Genomic DNA, 23,973 nt, shown 5'->3' on the forward strand with positions numbered 1-23,973 from the left:
AAAAGTGACTGGTTTTCGCTACGGAGCACATATGCATTCAGTGCAACATTCAGCCTCCAGCGCCGAAGACAATATGTTTGAAGCCTGGTGGGCAAAACAAGGTGAATGGGTTGAAGAACCCAATGTCAGGCGCGGCGGCGAAAGCGGTGTCCAGCGTATTCATGACGACAATGGCAACCTGCTCTATGCCAAGCGCCAGACCGGGCATATACACCGCAGTTGGCTGCACCCATTTGGCCGGCTGACGGTTCTGCGCGAACGTGACGCGCTTACTGGCGCAAGCCAGGCTGGGGTCAATGTACCAAAGATAGTCTACTGCGCCACCAGCGGTGAGCGCGGCCTGTTGGTTACGGCTGCACTGGAAGGCTATCAGACCATTGAAGACTGGTACGCTGGCGGCGGACGCGAGAAATATGGCGAAGAACTGCATAGCCAGTTGCTGCAGACCGTAGGCGTAAACATCGCCCGTCTGAACCGCGCGCGCTGGCAGCATGGCTGCATCTACGCCAAGCACGTGTTTGTTTATGTCGAAGGAAAAGGCGCTTCGGCCAAGGCCCATGCAGCGCTATTGGATCTGGAAAAATGCCGCCAACGCCTGACCAGCAAACAAGCCGCATTGCACGACATGAAACAGTTGCGCCGCCACTCCAACTGGAGTGCAGTCGACTGGAAAATCCTTAAAGACGCTTACGAACAGGAATTTGGTCGCACGTTGAGCGAGCTGCCCGACTGATCAAAGCTTAACGACCCCGCCAGGCGGCCTGGCGGGGGCTGTATCCGTAACACTTGCAGCCTTAGGCTGTGGGCGCCTGGACCATATGCATGACACGCTGTGGGAACGGAATGCCAATCCCGGCTTCAGTCAACTCCACCTTGGTTCTTTCAGTGAAATCGAACGTCACTGGCCAGTAATCCCCCGTCGCAACCCAAACGCGCAGCACCAGGTTGACCGAGCTTTCACCCAACCCCGTCACATACACCACAGGCTCTGGCGAAGTATGTACCCGAGGGTCCTGGGCGATTTTGAGCAGCACTTCACGGGCTTTCTTGATATCGCTGGAATAATCGATACCCACTGCGATATCTGCACGCCGCTTGGGCTCACGCGAGTAATTGGTGATATTGCCGTTCGACAGGCTGCCGTTCGGTACGATGATGACCTTGTTGTCGGCCGTTTTCAGTGTGGTGTGGAAGATCTGAATGGTATCAACCGTACCGCCTACGCCCTGACCTTCGATCCAGTCACCGACGCGAAACGGGCGGAACATCATGATGAGAACACCACCGGCAAAGTTGGCCAGGCTACCTTGCAGGGCCAGGCCAATCGCCAGGCCAGCGGCACCAATCACGGCGATGAATGAAGTGGTTTCAACACCAATCATTGACGCAACGCTGATGACCAGCAGTATTTTCAGGATGATATTGGCCAGGCTGCCAATAAAGCCATTGAGCGCAGGGTCAAACTTGCGCGCGCTGAGCATGTTCGAAACGCGGCGAGTCAATGAATTGATCAACCACCAGCCGATGCATAGGGTCAATAAAGCCAAACCGAACTTCAAGCTGTAACTCACGATAATCGGCAACCATGCCTCGGACATCGTGAGAATTTGATCGACAGTTATATCCATGGAGCACTCCCTTTTAAACGACTACGCACCCAACCAGATACGCAAAACGAAATCGCCACGGCATGCCATGGCGATTGAATTACAACTACACCTTTTTGCGACGGCAAAGCGCCAGCAAGGTTCAATCCTCTTGGACTTAATCGCGAAAATTGTTGAATTGCAACGGCATGCCAAACTCCTTGGCACGCAGCACGGCGATTGCTTCCTGCAAGTCATCACGTTTCTTGCCGGTTACGCGCACTTGCTCGCCTTGAATAGCAGCCTGCACCTTAAGCTTGGCATCCTTGATGTGAGCGACAATTTTTTTCGCCAACTCCTTATCAATACCTTCACGCAGGATGACTTCCTGCTTCATGGACTTGCCGGACGCGTAGGCATCCTTGAACTCAAGGCACTGCACGTCAATCTTGCGCTTGACCAGGCTGAGCTTGAGAATCTCAGCCATTTGCTCAAGCTGGAAGTCTGCATCAGCAGTCATGGTCACCGTTAAATCCTTGGCCTCGAAGCTGCCTTTACCACGAAGGTCATAACGACGCTCCAGCTCTTTCATGGCATTGTCGATGGCATTGGTCACTTCGTGCTTATCCAGCTCGGACACCACGTCGAACGAAGGCATGGGTTTCCTCCTGTATTTGGCGCGACCCACATCACGAATGGACCGCAGATTGCTTGACGATTAAAAAACTTAGCCATTATATATCGCCAGCGGCATCGAGTGCCCAGCGGTGTCCCCGTTCACGCCACCTTTTGTGAGTTTCAAATGCCCAACCCACACCTCAGTATCATGGTGGTGGACGATGCCAAGTTCTCCAGTGCAATCATCGGTCGCACGTTGAGCCAGGCCGGATACATCGATATCCGCTACGCCAACAGCGCCAGCGAGGCGCTCAGACAGCTCGAGGCACGCCCCGCGAGTGTGGTCCTGGCCGACTGGCTGATGCCTGAAACAGATGGCCTGATGCTCACCTCCCAGATTCGCCAACTGGATGAAACCTCGGACCACTACACCTATGTGATCTTGCTCACGGGCAAGGAAGGCGACAACATCCTGAGCGAAGCCTTTGACAGCGGCGTGGACGACTTCATCAACAAATCAGCCATGAATGAGCAACTGGTGCCGCGTGTGTTCGCCGCCGACCGACTCTGCAACACGCTGCAGCGTCTGCTGATCGAGAATCGCCTGCTGACCGACAATATCGCCAGCCTTGAGCAGCGCAACCTGGTCGACTCCCTTACCGGGCTAGGCAACTCGCGCTACCTGGAGCGCAAGCTTGAAACAGGCCTGCGCAACGTTGAATCACGCGGTGGAGCCTTGGGTTACCTGCTGATTGGCCTGCAAGAAGCCAACGAGCTGCGCAGCCAGCACGGGGAAACACTCTATAACGAGCTGTTGCACAGTGTAGGCAGGCGCCTGCAACAACTGGTGCGCCCACTGGATGTGCTGACCCGCCTGGATGACAATCACTTTGGCCTGATTACCCTGCTGTCCAACCTGCAAGAGTGTTCGCCGAGTAGCTTCAAGCGCCTGCATGAGGGCCTCAACCTCAAGGCCTTCAAAACCAGCGAAGGCTTTATCAGCCTCAAGGCTGGGGTTTGCCTGATCGGCCTGGATAATCGCAATTTGCCGGTCAGCCCTGCAGACCTGATCAACAGCGCCAAGCGTCTTCTGCCCGAAGCCTATGCCAGTGGCCGCGTTGCAGCGATGCGCTTGCCCGAGGCAGTGTGAACAGGCGCTGGCATGTGCTCGGCGCTGGCTCGCTGGGCAGCCTGTGGGCCGCGCGGCTGTATCGCAGCGGTTGCGATGTAGAGTTGATTCTGCGCAGCCCGCAACGCCTTGCGCAATACCAGCAAGCCGGTGGGTTGACCCTGACCGAAAACGGACAGGTCCATTGCTACCCGGTACCCGCAACCAGCATCGACAACTGTGGCCCGGTGTCACTATTGCTGCTGGCCTGCAAGGCCTACGATGCTTCAGCGGCCATCAGCCAGCTAGCCCCCCTGCTCACCGCCGATGCCGAGGTTATCCTGCTGCAAAACGGCCTGGGCAGCCAGGACCAAGTAGCAAGGCTCATCCCAAAGGCTCGCTGCATCTTGGCTTCGAGCACTGAAGGCGCATTTCGTCAGGCAGATTTTTCCACGGTGTTTGCCGGACAGGGCCATACCTGGCTTGGCGATCCGCAGCAATCCAGCAGCCCAAGCTGGCTTGAAGATCTACAGCGCGCCCAGATCAATCATGACTGGACAGAGGATATCGCCAGTCGCCTGTGGCGCAAACTGGCACTCAACTGCGCAATTAACCCGCTCACGGTGTTGTATGACTGCCGTAACGGCGGGCTGCTGGAGCATCAGGCTGAAGTGGCCAGCCTGTGCAACGAACTCAGCCTGTTACTCCATGCCTACACGACTCCATCGACAGCAGCCGGATTGCATGAAGAGGTGCTGCGCGTTATCACCGCTACGGCGGCAAACTATTCGTCGATGCACCAGGACGTTGCGCAGAAACGCCGCACCGAGGTCGCCTACCTGATTGGCTACGCTTGTGCGGGTGCCGAACGCAAGCAACTACAGTTGCCGAAGTTAAGTGCCCTGAACAGCAGGCTTGGCAACTACCTTGCTGCACACGGATTGCCCCGCCACTAGCACCACGCTACCCTCATAGCACTTTAGCCATTGCGATCTGTGCCGCCATGTCCCTGCGCCAACATCTAGAAGACCTGCCAGTTGGCCGGAAAATGCTCGCAGCGCTGTTGGTGCTCGTCATCGCCGTGTTGCTGGTTGCCAACCTGGCCTTTATCAGCGCCGCTTACTGGATTTCCCAGCAAAGCATGGCGCCACAGGCCATGCACACCCTTGGCCGGATTATCGCCAGCCCGGCGCTGAGTCAGCAGGCCCTGAGTTCCGCCGATCAAGCGCAAGCCTTGCTCAAGCGACTGGATGACTACCCTCCGCTACGCGGCGCGGTGATCTACGGCAGTGACGGGCGCAGCCTCGCGCAGTTACAGCGCGGAGAAAAACTCGATATGCCCGAGCGCCTGGACGAGCTTGATTCCTGGCGCGTGACCGAATTTCGCAGCAACCAGCTGATTGAACTGCCCCAGCCCAACGGCCAGCCAGGGCACCTGCTGCTGGTGGCGTCCAGCGAGCTTCCGGGAGCCTTCTATACCGGCACCTGGACCGCCAGCCTGGTCATCCTGATCATCAGCGCCATGCTCTGGTTCCTGGTCGCACGCCAGATCCGGCGCCTGGTCACCAAGCCGATTCGCAAGCTTGAGGAACTGTCCCGCCAGGTAACCCGCGAAGAAAACTACTCACTGCGCGCCAAACGTGGCAATAAAGACGAAATTGGCAGCCTGGCGGATGCGTTCAACACCATGCTGATGCGCATCGAGGCCCGTGAACAACAGCTAAAACGCGCCCGCGACGAATCACAAACAGCGTTTGGCCAGGCCCAGCAGCTGGCTGAAGAAACCCGCCACTCGAACCGCAAGCTTGAGCTGGAAGTACAATTTCGCAGCAAGATAGAAAAGAAGCTTACCGGCTTCCAGAACTACCTCAACAGCATCATCGACTCGATGCCCTCCGCGCTCATTGCCCTGGATGACGAGCTCTACGTCACCCAATGGAACCAGGAAGCGAGCGCACTATCGGGTACCACCCTGGATGAGGCGCTGAATCAGCCCGTATTTCTGGCCTTCCCGCACCTGAAGCTCTATCTCAACCAACTCAAGCGCACGATCGACAGGCATCAGGTAGAAAAGATCGAGCGCATTACCTGGAGTCGGGATGGCCAGCCGCACCACTTTGCCCTCACCTTCTATCCTCTGACCGGCGTTAGCGGACGCGGCGTGGTAATCCGAATTGACGACATCACCCAGCGCCTCAATCTTGAGGAAGTCATGGTGCAATCCGAAAAAATGCTTTCCGTCGGCGGTTTGGCGGCCGGCATGGCCCATGAAATCAACAACCCGCTCGGCGCCATCTTGCATAACGTGCAAAACATTCGTCGGCGCTTATCTCCCGAGCTTGAGCGAAACCGCGAGATAGCCACTCAAGAAGATATTTCACTGGAAGCCATCGACCGCTACTTGCAAGCCAGGGATATTCCCCAACTGCTCGGAGGAATCCAGCAAGCGGGCACCCGGGCCGCCAAGATCGTCAGCCACATGCTCAACTTCAGCCGCCTGAGCAACCGCCAGTTGATCCCGTGCAACCTGCCCGGGCTCATCGACCAGGCGCTGGAAATCGCCAGCAATGACTTCGACCTGACCGAGCGTTTCGACTTCAAGAGCCTGATTATCGAGCGCGAGTTCGACCCAATGCTCGGCCCGGTTCCGGCAACCGCGAATGAGCTGGAGCAGGTTCTGCTCAATCTGCTGAAGAATGCAGCGCAGGCCATCCACCAGCGCGATGATCAACGTACGCCTGGACAGATCAGCTTACGTACCCGACTGAGCCCGCCATGGGCAATCATCGAGGTTGAAGACAATGGCGTTGGCATGCCTGAATCCGTGCGCAAACGCATATTCGAACCCTTCTTCACCACCAAGGAAGTCGGCCAGGGCACCGGCCTTGGTCTATCGGTGTCCTACTTCATTATCACCAACAACCACAAAGGCCAGATGGAGGTGCAAGCCAACAAGCATAAAGGCACCTGCTTTATCCTGCGCTTGCCCCTGACAGCGCCAGCTCAGACTACAGGTTTATAGATATGGGATTTCGACTCTCGAAAATTTACACACGCACTGGCGACACTGGCGAAACCGGCCTGGCCGATGGGCGCCGAGTGGCTAAAGACCACCCCCGTGTTGAAGCCATGGGCGAAGTAGACACGCTAAATAGCCACATCGGCCTGTTGATTGCAGAGTTACAGGCGCTGGCAGACCGGCATCCTGGGTTCGGCGATGTGATTGCGGTTCTCGAACCCTGCCAGCATCGCTTGTTTGACCTGGGTGGTGAGTTGGCAATGCCCGACTACCAAGCCCTTCAGGTCGCCGAGATCGAGCGCTTGGAGCAGGCAATTGATCGTTGGAATGAGGTGCTGGGACCGCTGGAGAACTTTATCCTTCCCGGCGGCTCGAAACTCGTCGCCCAAGCCCATATCTGTCGGAGCCTGGCCCGTAGTGCCGAACGGCGTTGCCAGCAGTTGAACGCTGAGGAGCCCGTGCGCAAGGTCGGCCTGGCTTATATCAACCGCATGTCCGACCTGCTGTTTGTCGCGGCAAGAGTCATCGCACGGCATCAAAATGTCAGCGAAGTGCTCTGGCAGGCCGCGCCCAAACAGGCTGAGTAAGTAGCAGGCCTGGCGCTGCCGCGCCTATTGCCTAGAGCAAGCTCAGCTGACTTTGAAAACAGCGCTCCTCGCCACTCACTGGGTCAGTGAAGCCCAGGCCTTGCGCCAATAGTTTCAGCGGCTTGCTGTAGTCATCAGGTACATCTGGGGTATCAATCACATCGGGATAGAAAGGGTCATTGCAGATTGGCGCACCCAAGGAAGCGAGGTGCACCCGCAACTGATGCTTTTTACCGGTCAGGGGATACAAGGCATACAGCCAATGCTCCCCCAGCTTCTGGGCAACTTCGATACGCGTCTCGGTGTTGGGCACGCCCTCGATTTCCTGCATGCGAAAGAACGGCTCGCCAGGAGCAAAGCGAGTTCTGCGCAGCAAGGGGAAAGTTAACTCAGGCAATGCCTTGGCGAGCGCTTCATAGCGCTTGAACATTTTTCGCTCACGAAACAGGGCTTGATACAAACCACGGGTTTGCACGTTGGTCGAAAACAGCACCAGCCCTGCCGTATGCCGGTCGATACGGTGCAGCGGCACGATATCGGGGTTGGCAAAAGCCTTGGTCAGCCGTGCCTGCAGGGTCTGTTCGACATAACCACCAGAAGGCATGACCGGCAGGAAATGCGGTTTATCGACCACCATCAAATGCTCATCAATGTGCAGCACGACTTCTTCGAAGGGAATCGGCAGCTCAACCGGTACTTCTCGAAAGTAATGCACTCGCAAGCCGGCCTTGTAGGGATGCTGCAAACCCAGCGCCGCACCGTCGGCGTCCAATACGCGTCCACGCTGAAAACGATCGATCCAGACATCCCGGGCGATGCCCGAAAAGTGCGCGCACAAGCAATCCAGCACCGTTGACCATTGGCCTTGCGGCAAGTGGACGGTGCTCGGACGCATATTTGACGGGGAGCGGGCTTGAACAGGCATTCAGACTCTCGGTGACGAACTACAGAAGCAATAGCCTATTAGGCCGCAGTCGCGCCGAGCACCGCAACTGCTAGAGCAAAATCACCGCCCAGACGACAGCAATCATGCTCAACACCACAAACTGCGCGGCACTGCCCATATCCTTGGCCTGCTTGGAAAGCGGGTGCAGTGACAAGGAGATACGGTCGACAGTGGCTTCGATTGCCGAGTTAAGCAACTCGACGATTAGCGCCAGCAGACATACGGCGATCATCAGCGCACGCTCGACCTTGCTCACATCAAGCATCAATGCAATCGGGATCAACAGCAGGTTAAGCAAGACCAATTGGCGAAATGCAGCTTCGCCCTTGAATGCTGCAAGCAGGCCAGCCTGGGAGTACCCGGCTGCCTGAAGAATACGACGTATCCCGGTGCGTCCCTTCAAACCGCTCGCATCAGGGGTGTCAGCTGTCGCTGATTCAACCTTCATAAACCAAACCTATAAACTGAGCCGCGTGAACCAGGCAAGCCGGCCAAATCAATGACGGCCCTCACCCGCGTTGATATTCAGAGCTTGCGCAGGACGTATATGCGCCACAGGGCATAGCCTGGAATGAAATCCTTGTGGCCAACGATTTTAAAACCGGCCTGCTTGAATTCTGACTCAATTGTCTCGCGTGGAATCACAAAGCGGTTTTGCAACAAGGGGTCGCGTTGCGCGGCTGGGCGGCGAGCTTCGCTGCGCTTGCGTTTCCAGGCCTTGTAATTACCGTCCACCCACAAAGAAATCACCAGGGTATCGCGGGTTACGCGCCTGAATTCCTTGAGCATGGCCTGGCGATGATCAGCCTTGCCGATGTGGTGCATCAGCCGCATCGAGAAGATGCAGTCCACAGCATTTTCACCCAGGTCGATAGCAAAAGCCGAGGTTTGAAACGGCTTGACCCGGGCGGTAACCTCAGGTGCCTGCCCGCTCATACCAGCATCGAGCATGTCTTGCGAATTATCGGCAGCCAGGATCATGCGATTGGGTTGCTCACAAAGCATCGGCCAAAAGCGCCCTGCACCCGATGGCAAATCAAGCACCAGATTCGGGTCACCCGCCATTTTCAATGCGGCCCGGGCAATTTGTACTTCACGCCAATGAGACAGGCGCCGAGACAAACCTGTCTTGTGCTTGTTCAGGTACATGTTGGCGTGCTCGCGATCGTACTTGCCGGAGAACTCGAGCTCAATTGGAGGGTTTTTAGACATTGCCTGATCTCAGTAGATAACCTGAACTCAAGCTAACCAGCCAGTCATCAGCCTGGCGTCAAGACAATGTGAAAAAACCGTGAAACCGACTCAAGCCCCGTTATACGGGGCCTTTAAGTGATGCAGGATATTACCTGAGCGGTTTTAAACCGCTTTTAAAATGACCCTGAACTCACTGCCACCAGTCGCCAGGCTTTTCACGTTCACAGTCCAACCTTCATGGGCGCAAATACGCTTGACCAAGGACAAACCGAGCCCCAAACCTTCGCCACGTGCCTGCTGGCCCCGTACAAAAGGCTGGAACATTTTCTCATGTTGCTCGGGCGGAATACCCACGCCACTGTCCTCGACACAAAAGCCATCAGCCGTTAACACCAGGCGCACAGTTCCCTCTTCCGTGTAGTGCAAGGCATTGCGCAACAAGTTGGACATGACGGTACGCAGCAATGTCAGGTTGTAGCTCGTATCGTCGGCACCTTGATCAACCACCTCAAAGTGCAAGCCCTTTGCCTTGATCATCTCCCCCCAACGCGCGCCCTGCTCCTGCGCCAAGGCCCCTAATGTGGAGGTTCCGCCTTCAATGGACCAATTGTTGGTAGAACGTGCCAAGAGCAAAAATGTTTGTACCAGCTCGCCCATTTCATCAGTTGCGCGCTTGATCCGCTGGAGCGTTACCCGTTGTCTTGGCTCAAGATTAGGCGCCACCTCAAGCAACTCGCACGATGAGTTGATCACCATCAACGGGGTGCGCAATTCATGGCTTACGTCACTGGTAAAAAGCTGCTCACGCTCCAGCGACTTACGCAACTGCCCAAGCGTGCTGTCAAAAGCCTGGGCCAGATGCCCCACCTCATCATCGGCGTAATCAGGCGCGATATTCGGTGCAAGGTGATGCAGCTGGTCGCGGTGGCGTACCTGGCCCGCCAAACGCACAACCGGCGCGACTATCCTGCGAGCCAGCCATAAGCCCAATACCCAGGCCAGGATCACACTGAAGACAAAACCTGCCAGTACAGCACGATAAAGCGCCACTTCACGCTCTTCAAACTCATGCTGTTCCTGCACCAGAAGGTAGCTCTGGCCATTAATGTTTCGCTTGAATATATATACGGCATTTGTGTCGTCTACCGACTCGGAGTAGCCTTCGGGGGCTTTTGCATACTGCTCAGGCACTGCATAGCGCGGTATGTCCGAAGCAAAAAAGCGCGTTCGCGAATCAAGCCTTGGCGGCAGGCCATTGGCAAGATCATGCTGTAAAACCCCCAGCAGCTCCTCATCCAGCTCTTGTGAAACCAGGTTCGCCTCGATGAAGTGAACAACCGCCACGATGCTTAACGAAAAGAGCCCACTGACACAAAACGTCATCAGCACAAAAGCAATGACAATGCGCCGCAGCAGCGGCTGCTTAGACACCATCGGCAGACTCCGCCAGGCGGTATCCAACACCGTGAATGGTGTGCAGCAAGGGCCTGTCGAATGGCTTGTCCAGCACTTGGCGCAACTGATGGATATGACTACGCAAGCTGTCGCTGTCCGGGCAGTTGTCCCCCCACAGGGTTTCTTCCAAGACTTCTCGACGAACCACGGCCGGGCTTTTTTGCATCAACACAGCAAGCAGCTTCAGCCCCAGCGGATTGAGCTTCAATGGCTGGTCGGCACGCGTGATAAACAGCGTATCGAGATCATAAACCAGGTCGCCAACCTGCATCTTGCGTTGACGGCTACCCTGGCTGCGACGCAATACAGCCTCAATCCGCGCGACCAGTTCAGAAAGTGCAAATGGTTTTAGCAGGTAATCATCAGCCCCTACACCCAAGCCCTGCAGACGATCATCCAGGGCATCGCGGGCCGTGAGCATGATGACCGGCGTTTCACTGCGGGCATCCTCGCGCAGGCGCTTGCATAACTGGTAGCCATCCATGCCTGGCAGCATGATATCGAGCACGATCAGGTCGTAATGCTCGGTGACGGCCAGGTGCAAACCACTGACCCCGTCCTGTGCACAGTCAACCGTGTAGCCTTTCAGTGCCAGGTAATCCATGACATTGGCCAGGATATCCCGATTGTCTTCAACCACCAGAATACGCATCTTGATCATGCCCCCGGACAATGCTGTGGTAATACGATGTCCTGGTATTAAACACCAATCCCCTTGCAGCGGTCGATGTATCGGCTCGACTGCTGCCCCGAGCCCCAATCACCTTAACGTTTCTTTCACAGACTTATGACACCGGGCTCACAACAGGTCGGTAAGACTGCGCACCTTATTGATACAGGATCAACTCCATGAGCGCTGCTAGCCTGCCCGTTTCAAGGCCATTCAATCTTTATCTAGGCTTTGGTGTGCCCTTGTTGATCATGGCCGTGCTGCTGATTGCAGACCCAACACAACTCGATTTTGCACTCGAGAGACTCGCTTACGTGCCCGGCCAGGGATTTATTGGCAAACACAGCTTTTTTCTCGAGGATATCCTGCATGACCGGGCCAAGCAGGCAGTTATCCTGGTTGGCGTGCTTACCGTCATTGGATTTATCAGCAGCCTGGCACTCAAGCCATTTCACCACTTGCGCAAACCGCTGGGCTACATGGTGCTGGCACTGGGGCTGTCCACCAGCTTTGTGACGCCGCTAAAGGCCCTTACGGGAGTGCATTGCCCATGGAGCCTGACTGAGTTCGGCGGCAATGAAATTTACACCCCGCTACTCAGCGAACGCGCACCAACCGAGAAACCTGGCCGCTGCTGGCCAGGTGGTCATGCCACTGCCGGCTTCGCCTGGTTTGCATTGTTTTTCGTGCTGCGCGACCGTCGGCCCAAGCTGGCGAAAGCCGCATTGCTTTTCACTCTCGCCCTCGGCACGGTATTTTCTGTCGGGCGGATGTTGCAGGGGGCGCACTTCTTTTCGCACAACCTGTGGACGGCATTGTTTTGCTGGCTGATCAGCCTGGGCAGCTATTGCCTGGTGCTTTACAGGCCTTCGGCAGCTACATCCCAGACGCCTGGCGTATCGTTTCAATCCAGTACAAGCACAGCGACAGAGTGATCAGCGAGCCTACCGTCGACAACAGGATACTGCTTGAGACCACAGCGGCGTCACGTCGATAGAACTCCGCAAGCATAAAGGGCCCGGTCCCGGTCGGCAGCGCAGCCAACAACACCGCCGACATTGCCCATAAGGGTGGAAGCTGAAATATCCAGAATGCCAGGACCCAGACCAGCAGCGGGTGCAAAAACAGTTTCAACAAGACCAATGCAACACTGCCCTGACTTTGCCCGGACTGCTTGTGCGCCAGGAACAAGCCAAGGGATATCAGCGCACAGGGCGCAGTGGCATTGCTCAACAAGGTCAAAAAAGAATGCACGGATTCGGGCAGCGGTGCTCCTGAAACGGCCCAGAAACCACCCAGGACCGGGGATATCACCAAAGGATTCTTAGCCAGTGCCAGGGCCACCTTGCGCACTGCCCGCAACATGTTCTTTTCACCCTGCAGCGCCACCTCGATGCACACCACTGACAGTGCGAACAGCACGCAAATAACGATCAAGCTGGCGATAAGCGCGGGCTCCAAGCCATCGTCCCCAAATACCAGCAGGCACAGGGGAATCCCCATATACCCGGTGTTGGCGTATGAAGCGCTCAGCCCCTGAATGCTGGCATCCGCCAAATCCCCGGACTTGCGCAAGCGCCAAATCAAGGTGCCAATGAACACCAGCAGGGTGCCGAGGATATAGACCCAAATGAATCCAGGCTGCCAGATATGCGACCACACAGCAGTAGCCGTGGCCTCAAACAACATGGCTGGCAGGCACAGCCAGACGACCATCCGGTTGATTTCAGAGGCTGCCTCGGGCCCTAACAGCTTTAACTTCCGGCATGCGAAGCCCGCCAGGATGAGTGCAAAAATCGGCAGGATGATACTCAGCACTGACGCCATAAAAAAACAGATCCCTTACAAAAATAAACTGCCGGATGCAGAGCCCAAGGCTGCCAACCGGCGCTACAGCCTGCCAGACAAAACCTTAGCCACGGGTCTCAAGTGCGGTTCGATACAACGCCGCGACAAGGTCGGTCTGGGTGACGATACCCAGCAAGACTTTATCCTCTCCCAGAACCGGCATCCGGTGCTCAGGCGAAGATCCAAGGCTTTCGAGCAAATAGGACACCGGCCATTCGCCTTTGCAGGTCAGTACATTGCGCTGCATGATGTGCTCACACTCGCCATGGGCATCGGCTGTAGCCAAGAGATCATGCAAGTTCAACATCCCTTGCAATTGTCGGTTTTGATTGACCACCGGCAGCGCATTCAGGCGGTGCTCAAGCAAAAGCGTCCAGGCCTCGCTGACAGGTGTTTGCGGACTCACACTGAGAACATCCGTCGACATGATATCGCCGCAGCGTATCTCGCCAAACCGGCGGCGGTAGGCGCGCTCCTCGGTTTGTCGAAGGATCTCTTCAAGGTCATCGCGGGCAATGTCCAACAACTCACCGCGAGCATTGAGCACCGCATCAAGATCATCAGGCGTGAACCCCACTCGGTCACGTGGTACCGCATCAGCGGTTTTATGCGGGTTGTGATGGTCAGCCGGACGATGTGGATAACGCCGCTTCAGCAGGTTGTTGAACAATAGCGCGATCAACAACATCATCGCGGCATTTATCGCCACCGGGAAAACCACAAAGTGATAACCCAGCCGAGCGACAGGCTCACCCGCCAAGACGGCCGACAAGGCCACGGCACCACCAGGCGGATGCAGGCAACGCAGGGCGAACATCACGCCTATTGCCAGGCCTCCCGCCAAACCTGCAACCCAGCCGGCATGCCCCAGCCAGCGCGCACAACTGACACCGACCAGGGCCGAGACAATACAGCCTCCGAGAATCGACCAAGGCTGCGCCAGAGGACTTGAAGGCACGGCAAACAACAAGACTGCTGAGGCCCCCATGGGAGCGATCAGCCATAAACTGGCCTGACCGAGGACTGAATGGCAAAACCAGGCGGTGAAGGACAAGCCGCAAAAAGCACCGAGACAACTCACGGCCTGCTGGCTCTTGCTGATTGCCATTGGTGCGGGCCAGAAAGATCGCAGCCACATTCTTGTACGACTCAACTCAAGATTCCCCAGCGATGAAAGCTCTTTGACTGGCGCTGCATCGGCAGGAAAACCTGCTAATGGCTTGATACAGTTACTTGGCTACTGCGGCCAAAATGCCCGAATCCCCGCCACGCCCTGGGCGCCAAGCTGGCGCGCTCGGGATGCGTCTTGCGGACCTACACCGCCGAGCAGATAGACCGGCAGTTGCGCCCCCTCGAGCAGCGCTTCGGCCTGCTGCCAGCCCAATGGCTGCGCATCTGGATGGGTTTTGGTTGCGAGAAGCGGGGACAAAGTGACGAAATCGACCTTCAGTTGTTGGGCCAGCAACAGCTCTTGCGCCGAATGACAGGATGCGGCCAGCCAGCGCTCCGCCGGGATAGGCCGCTCACCAGAAGCCAACTGATGCAGTTGTTTGGAGGTTAGGTGCCAGCCTGCGGCTGGAAAATCACTGAGCCACTCCAGGGGGCCTTTGAGCATCAACTGAGCACGGCCAGCGCACAAGCCCACCGCGTCGAGGGCCAGGTCACGATACTGTGGGTCAAACATGGCAGGCGCCCGCAACTGCAGCAGGCGAACACCACTATCGACAGCGCGCTTGATTCCCCGCAAAAGGTCCCCTGCATCGAGGTCTTGCGGGGTAATCAAATATTGCTCGGGCAAGCGCGCGGCAGCCACAATGGGCCGGTTCGCTGCCGGAAACTCATATTCCAGCAGTTGGCGGTTATTGACCCACTTCAAGGGCTGGCCTTCCGCGCCGTGCGGTTGGCCCTCAAAGGCAGTCACGTCCCAGACGTCGAGCAGGATTTGCTTGTCCGGGTAGTCGTGACGGATCTGGATCAGCGGCCGAGCGGCGGTTGGAACTATGCCCAGCTCTTCGCTCAACTCGCGTGCGAGCGCTGTTTCAACAGCCTCGCCCGCCTCCACCTTGCCGCCGGGAAACTCCCATAAACCGCCCTGATGTTGATCATCCGCGCGCTTGGCAATAAGAATCCGACCATCGTCTCCACGGATGACTGCAGCTACAACATGTACTCGTTTCAACCCAACTGTTCCTCTTGTGCGGCCTTGTACCAGCGCTGAAAAGCAGGCCAGTTGTAGATGGCCTCGACATAGGCGCTGGCTTCGGGCGGCAGTTCCACCTGATAACTACGCAGACGGCTGGCCACCGGCGCATAAAAGGCATCGGCAGCGCTTGGCTGGCCAAACAGGAACGGACCTTGTTGACCGAACCCGGCGCGACACTCGGCCCACAAACGACACACCTGCTCTATGTCGCCAGTAACGTCCGCCGCTACATTGGCCAGCGGCTGGGCACGCTGCAGATCCATCGGCATATGTGTACGCAAGCTCGCGAAACCGCTGTGCATTTGCGCGCAAACACTGCGCGCCACCGCACGGGCATATACGTCCTTTGGCCAGAGTGAGGGACACTGCTCGGCAAGGTACTCGACGATCGCCAAGGAATCCCAAACCGGACCATCGGCTGTTTTCAGCAGTGGCACCTTACCGCTTGGCGAGTGCTGGGCGATGAGTTGGGCAGTATCGGGCTTGTTCAGCGCGATCAAGACCTCGTCGTAATCGACGCCAGCGATTTCCAGTGCCAGCGCCGCCCGTAAAGACCAGGATGAATAGCGTTTATCACCGATGACGAGTTGCAGGGTCATTGCAGTTCTCCGGTAATTCATTGAATGACCTAGTAACCGAGGAGCAGCCGACTACCCCTCAGTCGAGCCAGGACGTTGTATCAAGTGCGATATTCGGCATTGATCTTGACGTACTCGTGCGACAAGTCAGTGGTCCAGATCGTCTCGCTGGTCGCGCCACGGCCCAGTTCAATGCGAATGGTGATTTCCTCTTCAGCCATCACCGCCGCGCCCTGCTCTTCGGTGTAAGTTTCAGCCCGACAGCCTTTACTGGCGATGCAGATATCGCCGAGAAACACGTCGATCTTGCTCACATCCAACTGGGCAACGCCTGCACGGCCAACAGCCGCGAGAATGCGTCCCCAATTAGGGTCGGACGCAAACAGTGCGGTCTTGATCAGTGGTGAATGTGCAACCGCGTAGCCAACATCCAGGCATTCTTGATGGGTCGCGCCGCCGTTTACAACGACAGTGACGAACTTGGTCGCACCTTCACCATCACGGACGATGGCCTGCGCGACCTCCATGCATACCTCGAACACGGCCTGCTTCAAGGCTGCAAAATAAGCACCGCTGGCCTGGGTGATCTCGTCCAACTCGACCTTGCCCGTTGCTACCAGCATGCAGCAATCATTGGTCGAGGTATCTCCATCAATGGTGATGCGGTTGAACGACTTATTGGCGGCATCACGCAACAAGTCCTGGAGCACGCCTTGGGCGACCTTGGCATCCGTGGCGATATAGCCGAGCATGGTCGCCATGTTTGGCTTGATCATGCCCGCGCCCTTACTGATGCCGGTGACGGTAACTGTGACACCTTCATGCACGAACTGGCGACTGGCGCCTTTGGGCAAGGTGTCAGTGGTCATGATGCCGGTTGCAGCATCGGCCCAGTTATTCTCTGACAGGTTATCCAGCGCCGCTTGCAGGGCGCCCTCGATCTTCTCGACCGGTAGCGGCTCACCAATCACACCGGTCGAAAATGGCAACACCGACTGCTCATCGACGCCCGCAAGCTCGGCCAGCCTGGCGCAGGTGCGCGCAGCATTCTCAAGCCCGGACTCGCCAGTGCCCGCATTGGCATTACCTGTATTGGTAAGCAGGTAACGCACAGGCCCCAGCACGCGCTTTTTTGCAAGAGTTACAGGGGCTGCACAAAATGAGTTCAGGGTGAATACACCCGCAACGCTTGAGCCTTCGGCGCAACGCATGACGACAACATCCTTTCGCCCTGGTCGCTTGATACCAGCGCTCGCGATTCCCAGTTCAAAGCCTGCAACCGGATGCAGGGCAGACAGCGGGCCAAGACCTACAGCCATGAATAAACTCCTTGAGATGTTGCGGCGTCACGCCATTAAGTGGATGGTAAAACGCCGCGATCGGTTCAACCGGTCGCGGCGTTCACGGGTCAGTCGAGCCTGGCTACTTGCAATAAACCTGGACAGCCAGCGGCTGACCAGGGTCACATCAACTAGCCCAACTGCCCGTGGCAATGCTTGTACTTCTTGCCCGAACCGCAAGGGCAAGGCTCGTTGCGCCCGATCTTCTGCTCCGCTCGCACGGGCGCGGTTGCCACAGCCGTGTCGTCTTGCGGTTCAGCCTCTGGCTGCTCCAGGGCGGAAGCATCCGCATGCTGGAACTGCATGCGCGCAGCCATGGCTTCAGCTTCCCGGCGCAGGCGCTCTTCTTCTTCGGCTGGGTCCTCACGACGAACCTGAACATGCGAAAGCACGCGAATGGTGTCGCGCTTGATCGAATCAAGCAGCTCCTGGAATAGGGTGAACGACTCGCGCTTGTATTCTTGCTTCGGGTTCTTCTGCGCATAACCACGCAGGTGAATACCGTGGCGCAGGTGATCCATGGTCGAGAGGTGATCTTTCCACAGGTCATCAAGCACACGCAGCAGAATCTGCTTCTCGAAGGTGCGCAGCGCTTCAGCACTGGCCTCCTCTTCTTTCTCGTTGTATGCCTCGACCAACGCCTGAAGAATCCGCTCGCGCAGGGTTTCCTCATAGAGCTTGTGGTCATCATCCAGCCATTGCTGAATCGGCAGGTTGATGCCGAAACCGGTGTAGATCGCCGACTCAAGACCGGTGATATCCCACTGTTCAGGCAGCGACTGCGGCGGAATATGCTCGTTGATGGTGCTTTCGACAACTTCCTTGCGGAACTCCTCGATGGTTTCACCAATTTCTTCCGAGGCCAGCAAGGTGTTGCGCATGTGATAAATCACTTTACGCTGCTCGTTGGCCACGTCATCGAACTCGAGCAATTGCTTACGCATGTCGAAGTTACGACCTTCAACCTTGCGCTGCGCCTTTTCAATAGCGTTGCTCACCATACGGTGCTCAATCGCCTCGCCTTGCTGCATGCCCAACGCCTTCATAAAGTTCTTCACCCGGTCAGAGGCAAAGATGCGCATCAGGCTGTCTTCCAGCGACAGGTAGAAACGGCTGGAGCCTGGGTCGCCCTGGCGCCCGGCACGACCGCGCAACTGGTTGTCGATACGACGTGACTCGTGGCGTTCGGAGGCAATTACATGCAAACCGCCCGACTCGATCACCGCCTGATGGCGCTTCTGCCAGTCGGCTTTGACCTGGGCAACCTGCTCATCGGTAGGGTTTTCGAGGGCCGCGACTTCGACCTCCCAGTTGCCGCCCAACAGAATGTCGGTACCACGACCCGCCATGTTGGTGGCGATAGTCAGCGCGCCCGGACGACCCGCCTGGGCAATGATTTCAGCTTCCTTTTCGTGGAACTTGGCGTTGAGCACCTTGTGCTCGATACCTTGCTTGTTGAGCAGGGCCGACATGTACTCGGAGGTTTCGATCGAAGCCGTGCCCACCAGGACCGGACGACCTTGCGCCTGGCATTCCTGGATATCCGCAACGATGGCCGCGTACTTCTCTTCCTGGGTCAGGTAGACCAGGTCATTGAAGTCCTTGCGCGCCAGTGCACGGTTGGTCGGGATCACCATGACCTCAAGACCGTAGATCTGGTGGAACTCGAATGCTTCGGTGTCGGCCGTACCGGTCATGCCGGACAACTTGCTGTACAGGCGGAAATAGTTCTGGAAGGTGGTCGATGCAAGCGTCTGGCTTTCAGCCTGGATGTTCAGGCCTTCCTTCGCCTCGATCGCCTGGTGCAAGCCTTCGGACAAGCGACGACCCGGCATGGTACGACCCGTGTGCTCATCGATGAGCAGCACTTGATCGTTCTGCACTATGTATTCGACATTGCGATGGAACAGGGTGTGCGCACGCAGACCGGCATAGACGTGAGTCAGCAGGCCAAGGTTATGTGCCGAGTAAAGACTCTCGCCTTCAGCGAGCAAGCCCGCCTGGGTCAGAAGATCCTCAATGAACTGGTGACCCTGCTCATTAAGCTCAACCTGGCGCGTTTTCTCATCAACACTGTAGTGACCTTCTTTGGTCACAACGCCTTCTTCTTCCTCGACGTGCAGCTCAAGTCGCGGGATCAGGTTGTTGATCTCAACGTACATCTTCGAGCTGTCTTCAGCCTGACCCGAGATGATCAACGGGGTACGGGCTTCGTCGATCAGGATCGAGTCGACTTCGTCGATTACGGCAAAGTTAAGTTCACGCTGGAACTTATCCTCAAGGCTAAACGCCATGTTATCGCGCAGGTAATCGAAACCGAACTCGTTGTTGGTGCCGTAGGTGATGTCGGCAGCATAGGCCGCGCGTTTTTCTTCGGGCGGCATGAAGGGAGTGACGATGCCGACGCTCATACCGAGGAATTCGTACAGCGGACGCATCCAGTTGGCGTCACGGCGGGCCAGGTAATCGTTGACCGTAACCACGTGCACGCCTTTACCGGCCAATGCATTGAGGTAAACAGCAAGGGTTGCAACCAGGGTCTTACCCTCACCGGTGCGCATTTCGGCGATCTTGCCTTCATGCAGGGTCATGCCACCGATCAGCTGTACATCGAAGTGGCGCATGCCCATTACCCGCTTGCCGGCCTCACGAGCCACGGCAAAGGCTTCAGGCAATAGTTGGTCGAGGGTTTCACCCTTGGCTAAACGAGCCTTGAACTCATCGGTTTTGGCACGCAGTTGCTCATCCGTGAGAGCAAGCATCTGCTCCTCAAAACCATTAACGGACTGAACCGCCTTGAGCATGCGCTTAACCTCACGCTCATTCTTGCTTCCAAAGAGTTTTTTCAACAAAGGCGCAAACATATCGACAGGTTCTTCCCACACGTATGGATGGAGGGCGGCCCAAGAGTCGCCCATGCAGCCCTAATGGCTGCGTGCGAAGGGGGCATTCTACCCGGAAATGAAGATGATGAAAGCGACGTTATTTTTCGTCGCTTACACGAGCTATGTAGCTGGAAGGGTTTACCACTCGACCAAGCTTGGTTACTTCAAAGTGCACATGGTAACCGGTAGAGCGTCCCGTGCTGCCAACCAGAGCAATTGTTTGCCCACGCTTGACCAGATCACCGACCTGTACCTCGTTACGCTTATTGTGCCCGTAGAGGGTTACATAGCCATCTGCATGACTTATTTCTACTACATTACCATAACCATTCTTACGCCCGGAAAAGGTCACGACACCTGCGGCCACCGATACCACAGGGCTACCTGCCTTGGCGGCGAAGTCCACCCCCTTGTGCACACTGGCACGACCGGTCAGTGGATCGGTACGCCGGCCAAAGGGAGAAGAAACATAGCCCTGCAAAACCGGACGCCCCGCAAGGTACTCAGCTTCATTGAGGCGGCGCTCGGCCAGTAACTGCTCAAGCACCTCCAACTGCTGCTCTCGACTATCAAGTTGCAAGGCCAGCTCATCGAGGGTGCTCATGAACGCCGGAGGCGCATAGGCGGCGGTGCCGTATGGCTCTTCTGGACCGCCCTGACCCACATTAAGCGAGAAATCGAACTCGCTTGAGTCGATATCAGCCAATTCGGTCAGGCGTTCGCCCAAAGCATCAAGGCGCGTCAGGCGTGCCTGCAAGTCGGCCACATGGGCCGCGAATGCATCCAGTTGGCGCTGCGCATCTACCCGCACGGCCCCCACTTCTGCGCGCTGCTCATCCAGTGCCTGAGTAATTATTTGCGTGTCATCGTGGTCGACCACCTGGGCATCAGGTGACATCCACACGCCGACAACAGTACCGAGGCTAAGCGAGCCGGCCACCAGGATGAACAATCCCGCCACCAGCCATCTTAAATCGAAGCTCAAGGTACGAGCGGCGCCATGACGCCGACTTAATAGAATTATTTGCACGACTTCCCCTTTTGGTGGTGCCCAAGTTGGCAGCAGCATTTCTGCTACCATGGCGGCTCCACAATCGTAGGCGTCCAGCCATGTCTTTTCGTCCTTTGCCAGCTAAAGCACCTGCCGCGCTATTGCGCGAAGCAAAGCCCCTGCAAGCCTTGTTTAATGAGGCCCAAAGGCTTGAAAAACTGCAGCGCTTGCTTGAAAGCCAGCTTCAGCCTGCTGCCAGAGAACACTGTCATGTTGCGACCTGGCGTGCCGGTTGTTTGCTTCTTATTGTCACTGATGGCCATTGGGCCACCCGCCTGCGTTATCAGCAAAAGCGCCTGCTCAAACAGCTGCAGGCACTCGAAGCGTTCGCGACATTAACCAAGATCCACTTCAAGGTGCAACCATCAACAGCTGAAAGGCGTGCGGGAGGTCGCACAATTATCCTTTCGGACAGTGCGGCAGAAAATATTCAAGCCACAGCTGAAGGTATAAGCGACCCGACGCTGCGCGCGGCCCTGGAGCGACTGGCCAAGCACACCAAGCCAGCCGACTGATTCGCACGACCGCTACAAAGTCAGAACTTTCCGAGACCAGAAACTGAAACGTCGCTCAAGATCTGAAGACCAATAAAAAAGGCCACCATGAGGTGGCCTTAAGCGTAAAGCGGAGAGTGTTCGGTTTAACCCGCAGCCACTGGACGCATGTAGGAAATCGGCGCGTTCTTGGGGTCGTCAAAGGTCACGGTTTCCCAGGCATCCGGCTGCGCGATCAGCTCACGCAACAAACGGTTGTTCAGGGCGTGTCCGGATTTGAAACCACGGAACTCACCAATCAAGCTGTTACCCAGCAAATAAAGATCACCGATCGCATCGAGAATCTTGTGCTTAACGAATTCGTCTTCATAACGCAGACCATCTTCGTTCAACACGCGATTTTCATCCACCACGATCGCGTTATCTACACTGCCGCCGAGTGCCAGGTTCTGTGAACGCAGGAACTCGATGTCGCGCATAAAACCAAATGTGCGCGCTCGACTGACTTCCTTGACAAAGGAGGTACTGGAGAAGTCAACGCTTGCCATTTGCGTACGGTCACGGAAAACAGGGTGATCGAAATCGATCTCGAAACTCACCTTGAATCCTTCGAAAGGCACGAAGGTGGCGCGCTTGTCGCCCTCCTCCACAGTTACTTCACGAATGATCCGGATGAATTTCTTGGCCGCTTCCTGCTCTTGCAGGCCAGCGGATTGAATCAGGAATACAAAAGGTCCCGCACTGCCGTCCATGATCGGTACTTCGGATGCAGAGAGTTCGACGTAGGCGTTATCGATGCCCAGGCCTGCCATGGCCGAAAGCAAGTGCTCTACCGTATCCACCTTGACGTCACCATTAACCAAGGTGGTTGACATGGTGGTTTCACCGACGTTGCTCGCCCGCGCAGCAATTTCCACGACGGGGTCCAAATCGGTACGTCTGAACACGATACCGGTGTCCACAGGTGCCGGCTTCAGGGTCAGGTAAACCTTTTCCCCCGAATGCAGGCCGACGCCAGTGGCGCGGATAATGTTCTTTAAGGTGCGTTGTCTGATCATGTCTCTGGCCGCTATAGCGCTAGTTGCGAATTGTTTTCAACAATGGCCGGCGATAATAGCAGAACCGGCCTTTGCTGAATACCAATCACCCTAATGCTCCTGATACATTTCATTAATCGGCCTGACGGCGCAGAAAAGCAGGGATGTCCAGGTAATCCAGATCGTCCTGCGGATTCATTTTTGCTGCAGTCGCAGCGCCGGCGTGGCTCTGACGCTGAACGGTTGGACGCTCATAGTCTTTGTAGTTGACGCTTTGCTCGCTACGCGGTGCTGCAGAGGCAGCAGGCGCCTGTTGAGCGGTCGACGGAGCCGAAACCGGCGCTGAGCTGACCTGTACAGTGTTGTCGATAACCTTGACCGGCTTCTCGATTTTCGCACCCAGACCAGTTGCAACAACGGTGACGTGCAGTTCATCGCGCATATCCGGGTCAATCACTGTGCCTACCTTGACAGTGGCGTGCTCGGAAGCAAATTGCTCGATGATGTTACCGACATCGGAGTACTCACCCAGCGACAGGTCAGGACCGGCTGTGATGTTAACCAGGATGCCACGCGCGCCCTGCAGGTTTACATCTTCCAGCAGTGGGTTGCGGATAGCCGCTTCGGTCGCTTCACGGGCGCGGTTCGGACCACTGGCGCAACCAGTGCCCATCATCGCCATGCCCATTTCGCTCATCACGGTTTTAACGTCGGCAAAGTCGACGTTGATCATGCCTGGACGCTTGATGATGTCGGAAATACCGCGCACCGCACCGGCCAGAACATCGTCAGCCTTGGCGAAGGCCGACAGCAGGCTGGCGTCCTTGCCGAGGATGGTCAGCAGTTTTTCGTTAGGGATGGTGATCAACGAGTCAACGCTTTGCGACAGAGCACGGATGCCTTCTTCGGCGATCTGCATGCGCTTGCGGCCTTCGAATGGGAACGGACGCGTGACCACTGCAACGGTCAGAATCCCCATTTCCTTGGCGACTTCAGCAATCACGGGGGCAGCGCCGGTGCCGGTACCGCCACCCATGCCCGTGGTGATGAAGACCATATCAGTGCCCTGCAGCACTTCGGCGATGCGCTCGCGGTCTTCCATGGCCGCCTGACGGCCAACTTCGGGATTGGCACCAGCACCCAGGCCCTTGGTCACGCCGGTACCGAGCTGCAGCACGGTGCGTGCACCAATGTTCTTCAACGCCTGGGCATCGGTGTTGGCGCAAATAAATTCAACGCCTTCAATGTTACTGACGCACATGTGGTTCACGGCATTGCCGCCACCGCCACCGACGCCGATAACTTTGATAACTGCGCTTTGCGGGATGTTATCTACGAGTTCGAACATTTTCCC

The 23,973-nt window shown here is 56.7% G+C and carries 23 protein-coding genes; 7 read left to right on the top strand and 16 right to left on the bottom strand.

The window, feature by feature from the left end; all coding sequences use genetic code 11:
* Positions 1-31 precede the first annotated feature (31 nt).
* Positions 32-733: a lipopolysaccharide kinase InaA family protein gene (locus CHB79_RS08545; protein WP_089359574.1), complete on the top strand. Its 702-nt coding sequence runs from the start codon at positions 32-34 to the stop codon at positions 731-733.
* A 61-nt stretch (positions 734-794) separates the two neighbouring features.
* Here CHB79_RS08545 and CHB79_RS08550 read toward each other — a convergent pair whose 3' ends face one another.
* Positions 795-1,628: a mechanosensitive ion channel family protein gene (locus CHB79_RS08550; protein WP_089359575.1), complete on the bottom strand. Its 834-nt coding sequence runs from the start codon at positions 1,626-1,628 to the stop codon at positions 795-797.
* Between the two features lie 136 nt (positions 1,629-1,764).
* Entirely contained in the window at positions 1,765-2,244 is a 480-nt protein-coding gene (locus CHB79_RS08555) for a YajQ family cyclic di-GMP-binding protein (protein ID WP_010486212.1), read from the bottom strand.
* A 144-nt stretch (positions 2,245-2,388) separates the two neighbouring features.
* Between CHB79_RS08555 and CHB79_RS08560 the strand changes: the two genes are divergently transcribed.
* The 4 genes from CHB79_RS08560 to CHB79_RS08575 are packed head-to-tail and all read left to right on the top strand — an operon-like array spanning position 2,389 to position 6,918.
* A complete protein-coding gene (locus CHB79_RS08560; RefSeq protein ID WP_010486210.1) occupies positions 2,389-3,354 on the top strand; it encodes a response regulator in 966 nt (321 codons plus the stop codon).
* Complete coding sequence (locus CHB79_RS08565) at positions 3,351-4,268, top strand: putative 2-dehydropantoate 2-reductase (RefSeq protein WP_089359576.1); 918 nt, start codon at positions 3,351-3,353, stop codon at positions 4,266-4,268. The genes CHB79_RS08560 and CHB79_RS08565 overlap by 4 nt, the downstream gene beginning before the upstream one ends.
* Positions 4,269-4,315: 47 nt before the next feature.
* Positions 4,316-6,334 carry a sensor histidine kinase gene (locus CHB79_RS08570; protein WP_089359577.1) on the top strand — a complete coding sequence of 673 codons (2,019 nt, stop codon included), beginning with the start codon at positions 4,316-4,318 and terminating at the stop codon, positions 6,332-6,334.
* A 2-nt stretch (positions 6,335-6,336) separates the two neighbouring features.
* Positions 6,337-6,918, top strand: a complete 582-nt coding sequence (locus tag CHB79_RS08575; protein WP_089359578.1) for a cob(I)yrinic acid a,c-diamide adenosyltransferase — start codon at positions 6,337-6,339, stop codon at positions 6,916-6,918.
* 31 nt (positions 6,919-6,949) lie between these two features.
* Here CHB79_RS08575 and CHB79_RS08580 read toward each other — a convergent pair whose 3' ends face one another.
* From CHB79_RS08580 to CHB79_RS08600, 5 genes are all read right to left on the bottom strand, one after another.
* On the bottom strand, positions 6,950-7,843 hold the full coding sequence (locus CHB79_RS08580; RefSeq protein ID WP_089359579.1) for a pseudouridine synthase: 894 nt from the start codon (positions 7,841-7,843) through the stop codon (positions 6,950-6,952).
* Between the two features lie 70 nt (positions 7,844-7,913).
* Positions 7,914-8,312, bottom strand: a complete 399-nt coding sequence (locus tag CHB79_RS08585; protein WP_089359580.1) for a diacylglycerol kinase — start codon at positions 8,310-8,312, stop codon at positions 7,914-7,916.
* 77 nt (positions 8,313-8,389) lie between these two features.
* A complete protein-coding gene (locus tag CHB79_RS08590; RefSeq protein ID WP_089359581.1) occupies positions 8,390-9,076 on the bottom strand; it encodes a class I SAM-dependent methyltransferase in 687 nt (228 codons plus the stop codon).
* 144 nt (positions 9,077-9,220) lie between these two features.
* The gene (locus tag CHB79_RS08595) at positions 9,221-10,492 is read right to left on the bottom strand and encodes a sensor histidine kinase (protein ID WP_089359582.1); all 1,272 of its coding nucleotides are present in this window, start codon (positions 10,490-10,492) and stop codon (positions 9,221-9,223) included.
* A complete protein-coding gene (locus tag CHB79_RS08600; RefSeq protein WP_089359950.1) occupies positions 10,482-11,165 on the bottom strand; it encodes a response regulator transcription factor in 684 nt (227 codons plus the stop codon). The genes CHB79_RS08595 and CHB79_RS08600 overlap by 11 nt, the downstream gene beginning before the upstream one ends.
* A 197-nt stretch (positions 11,166-11,362) precedes the next feature.
* Between CHB79_RS08600 and CHB79_RS08605 the strand changes: the two genes are divergently transcribed.
* Positions 11,363-12,118 (top strand): phosphatase PAP2 family protein, encoded by a 756-nt coding sequence (locus tag CHB79_RS08605; RefSeq protein WP_176443160.1) that lies wholly within the window; start codon positions 11,363-11,365, stop codon positions 12,116-12,118.
* Here the strand turns inward: CHB79_RS08605 and CHB79_RS08610 are convergent.
* The 7 genes from CHB79_RS08610 to CHB79_RS08640 form a co-directional block, all read right to left on the bottom strand.
* On the bottom strand, positions 12,060-13,010 hold the full coding sequence (locus tag CHB79_RS08610; protein ID WP_089359583.1) for an AEC family transporter: 951 nt from the start codon (positions 13,008-13,010) through the stop codon (positions 12,060-12,062). The two genes, CHB79_RS08605 and CHB79_RS08610, sit on opposite strands and share 59 nt — an antisense overlap.
* An 85-nt stretch (positions 13,011-13,095) precedes the next feature.
* Entirely contained in the window at positions 13,096-14,169 is a 1,074-nt protein-coding gene (locus CHB79_RS08615) for an HPP family protein (protein WP_089359584.1), read from the bottom strand.
* Between the two features lie 99 nt (positions 14,170-14,268).
* Complete coding sequence (locus tag CHB79_RS08620) at positions 14,269-15,210, bottom strand: Nudix family hydrolase (protein WP_089359585.1); 942 nt, start codon at positions 15,208-15,210, stop codon at positions 14,269-14,271.
* Positions 15,207-15,833 carry a glutathione S-transferase family protein gene (locus CHB79_RS08625; protein WP_089359586.1) on the bottom strand — a complete coding sequence of 209 codons (627 nt, stop codon included), beginning with the start codon at positions 15,831-15,833 and terminating at the stop codon, positions 15,207-15,209. Before CHB79_RS08625 ends, CHB79_RS08620 begins: the two co-directional genes overlap by 4 nt.
* An 80-nt stretch (positions 15,834-15,913) precedes the next feature.
* Positions 15,914-17,131 carry a bifunctional glutamate N-acetyltransferase/amino-acid acetyltransferase ArgJ gene (argJ, locus tag CHB79_RS08630; RefSeq protein ID WP_089359587.1) on the bottom strand — a complete coding sequence of 406 codons (1,218 nt, stop codon included), beginning with the start codon at positions 17,129-17,131 and terminating at the stop codon, positions 15,914-15,916.
* 152 nt (positions 17,132-17,283) lie between these two features.
* A complete protein-coding gene (gene secA / locus CHB79_RS08635; protein WP_089359952.1) occupies positions 17,284-20,016 on the bottom strand; it encodes a preprotein translocase subunit SecA in 2,733 nt (910 codons plus the stop codon).
* A 118-nt stretch (positions 20,017-20,134) separates the two neighbouring features.
* Positions 20,135-21,067: a M23 family metallopeptidase gene (locus tag CHB79_RS08640; protein WP_010489909.1), complete on the bottom strand. Its 933-nt coding sequence runs from the start codon at positions 21,065-21,067 to the stop codon at positions 20,135-20,137.
* Positions 21,068-21,147: 80 nt separating this feature from the next.
* Between CHB79_RS08640 and CHB79_RS08645 the strand changes: the two genes are divergently transcribed.
* Positions 21,148-21,603, top strand: coding sequence for a DUF721 domain-containing protein (locus CHB79_RS08645; protein ID WP_089359588.1), 456 nt, complete (start codon positions 21,148-21,150; stop codon positions 21,601-21,603).
* A gap of 125 nt (positions 21,604-21,728) precedes the next feature.
* On the opposite strand, the gene lpxC is transcribed toward CHB79_RS08645, so the two are convergent.
* Positions 21,729-22,640: a UDP-3-O-acyl-N-acetylglucosamine deacetylase gene (gene lpxC / locus CHB79_RS08650; RefSeq protein ID WP_089359589.1), complete on the bottom strand. Its 912-nt coding sequence runs from the start codon at positions 22,638-22,640 to the stop codon at positions 21,729-21,731.
* Between the two features lie 112 nt (positions 22,641-22,752).
* Positions 22,753-23,967, bottom strand: coding sequence for a cell division protein FtsZ (gene ftsZ / locus CHB79_RS08655; RefSeq protein ID WP_010489904.1), 1,215 nt, complete (start codon positions 23,965-23,967; stop codon positions 22,753-22,755).
* Positions 23,968-23,973 lie beyond the last annotated feature (6 nt).

The organism is Pseudomonas segetis, assembly GCF_900188155.1.
Lineage (GTDB): Bacteria > Pseudomonadota > Gammaproteobacteria > Pseudomonadales > Pseudomonadaceae > Aquipseudomonas > Aquipseudomonas segetis.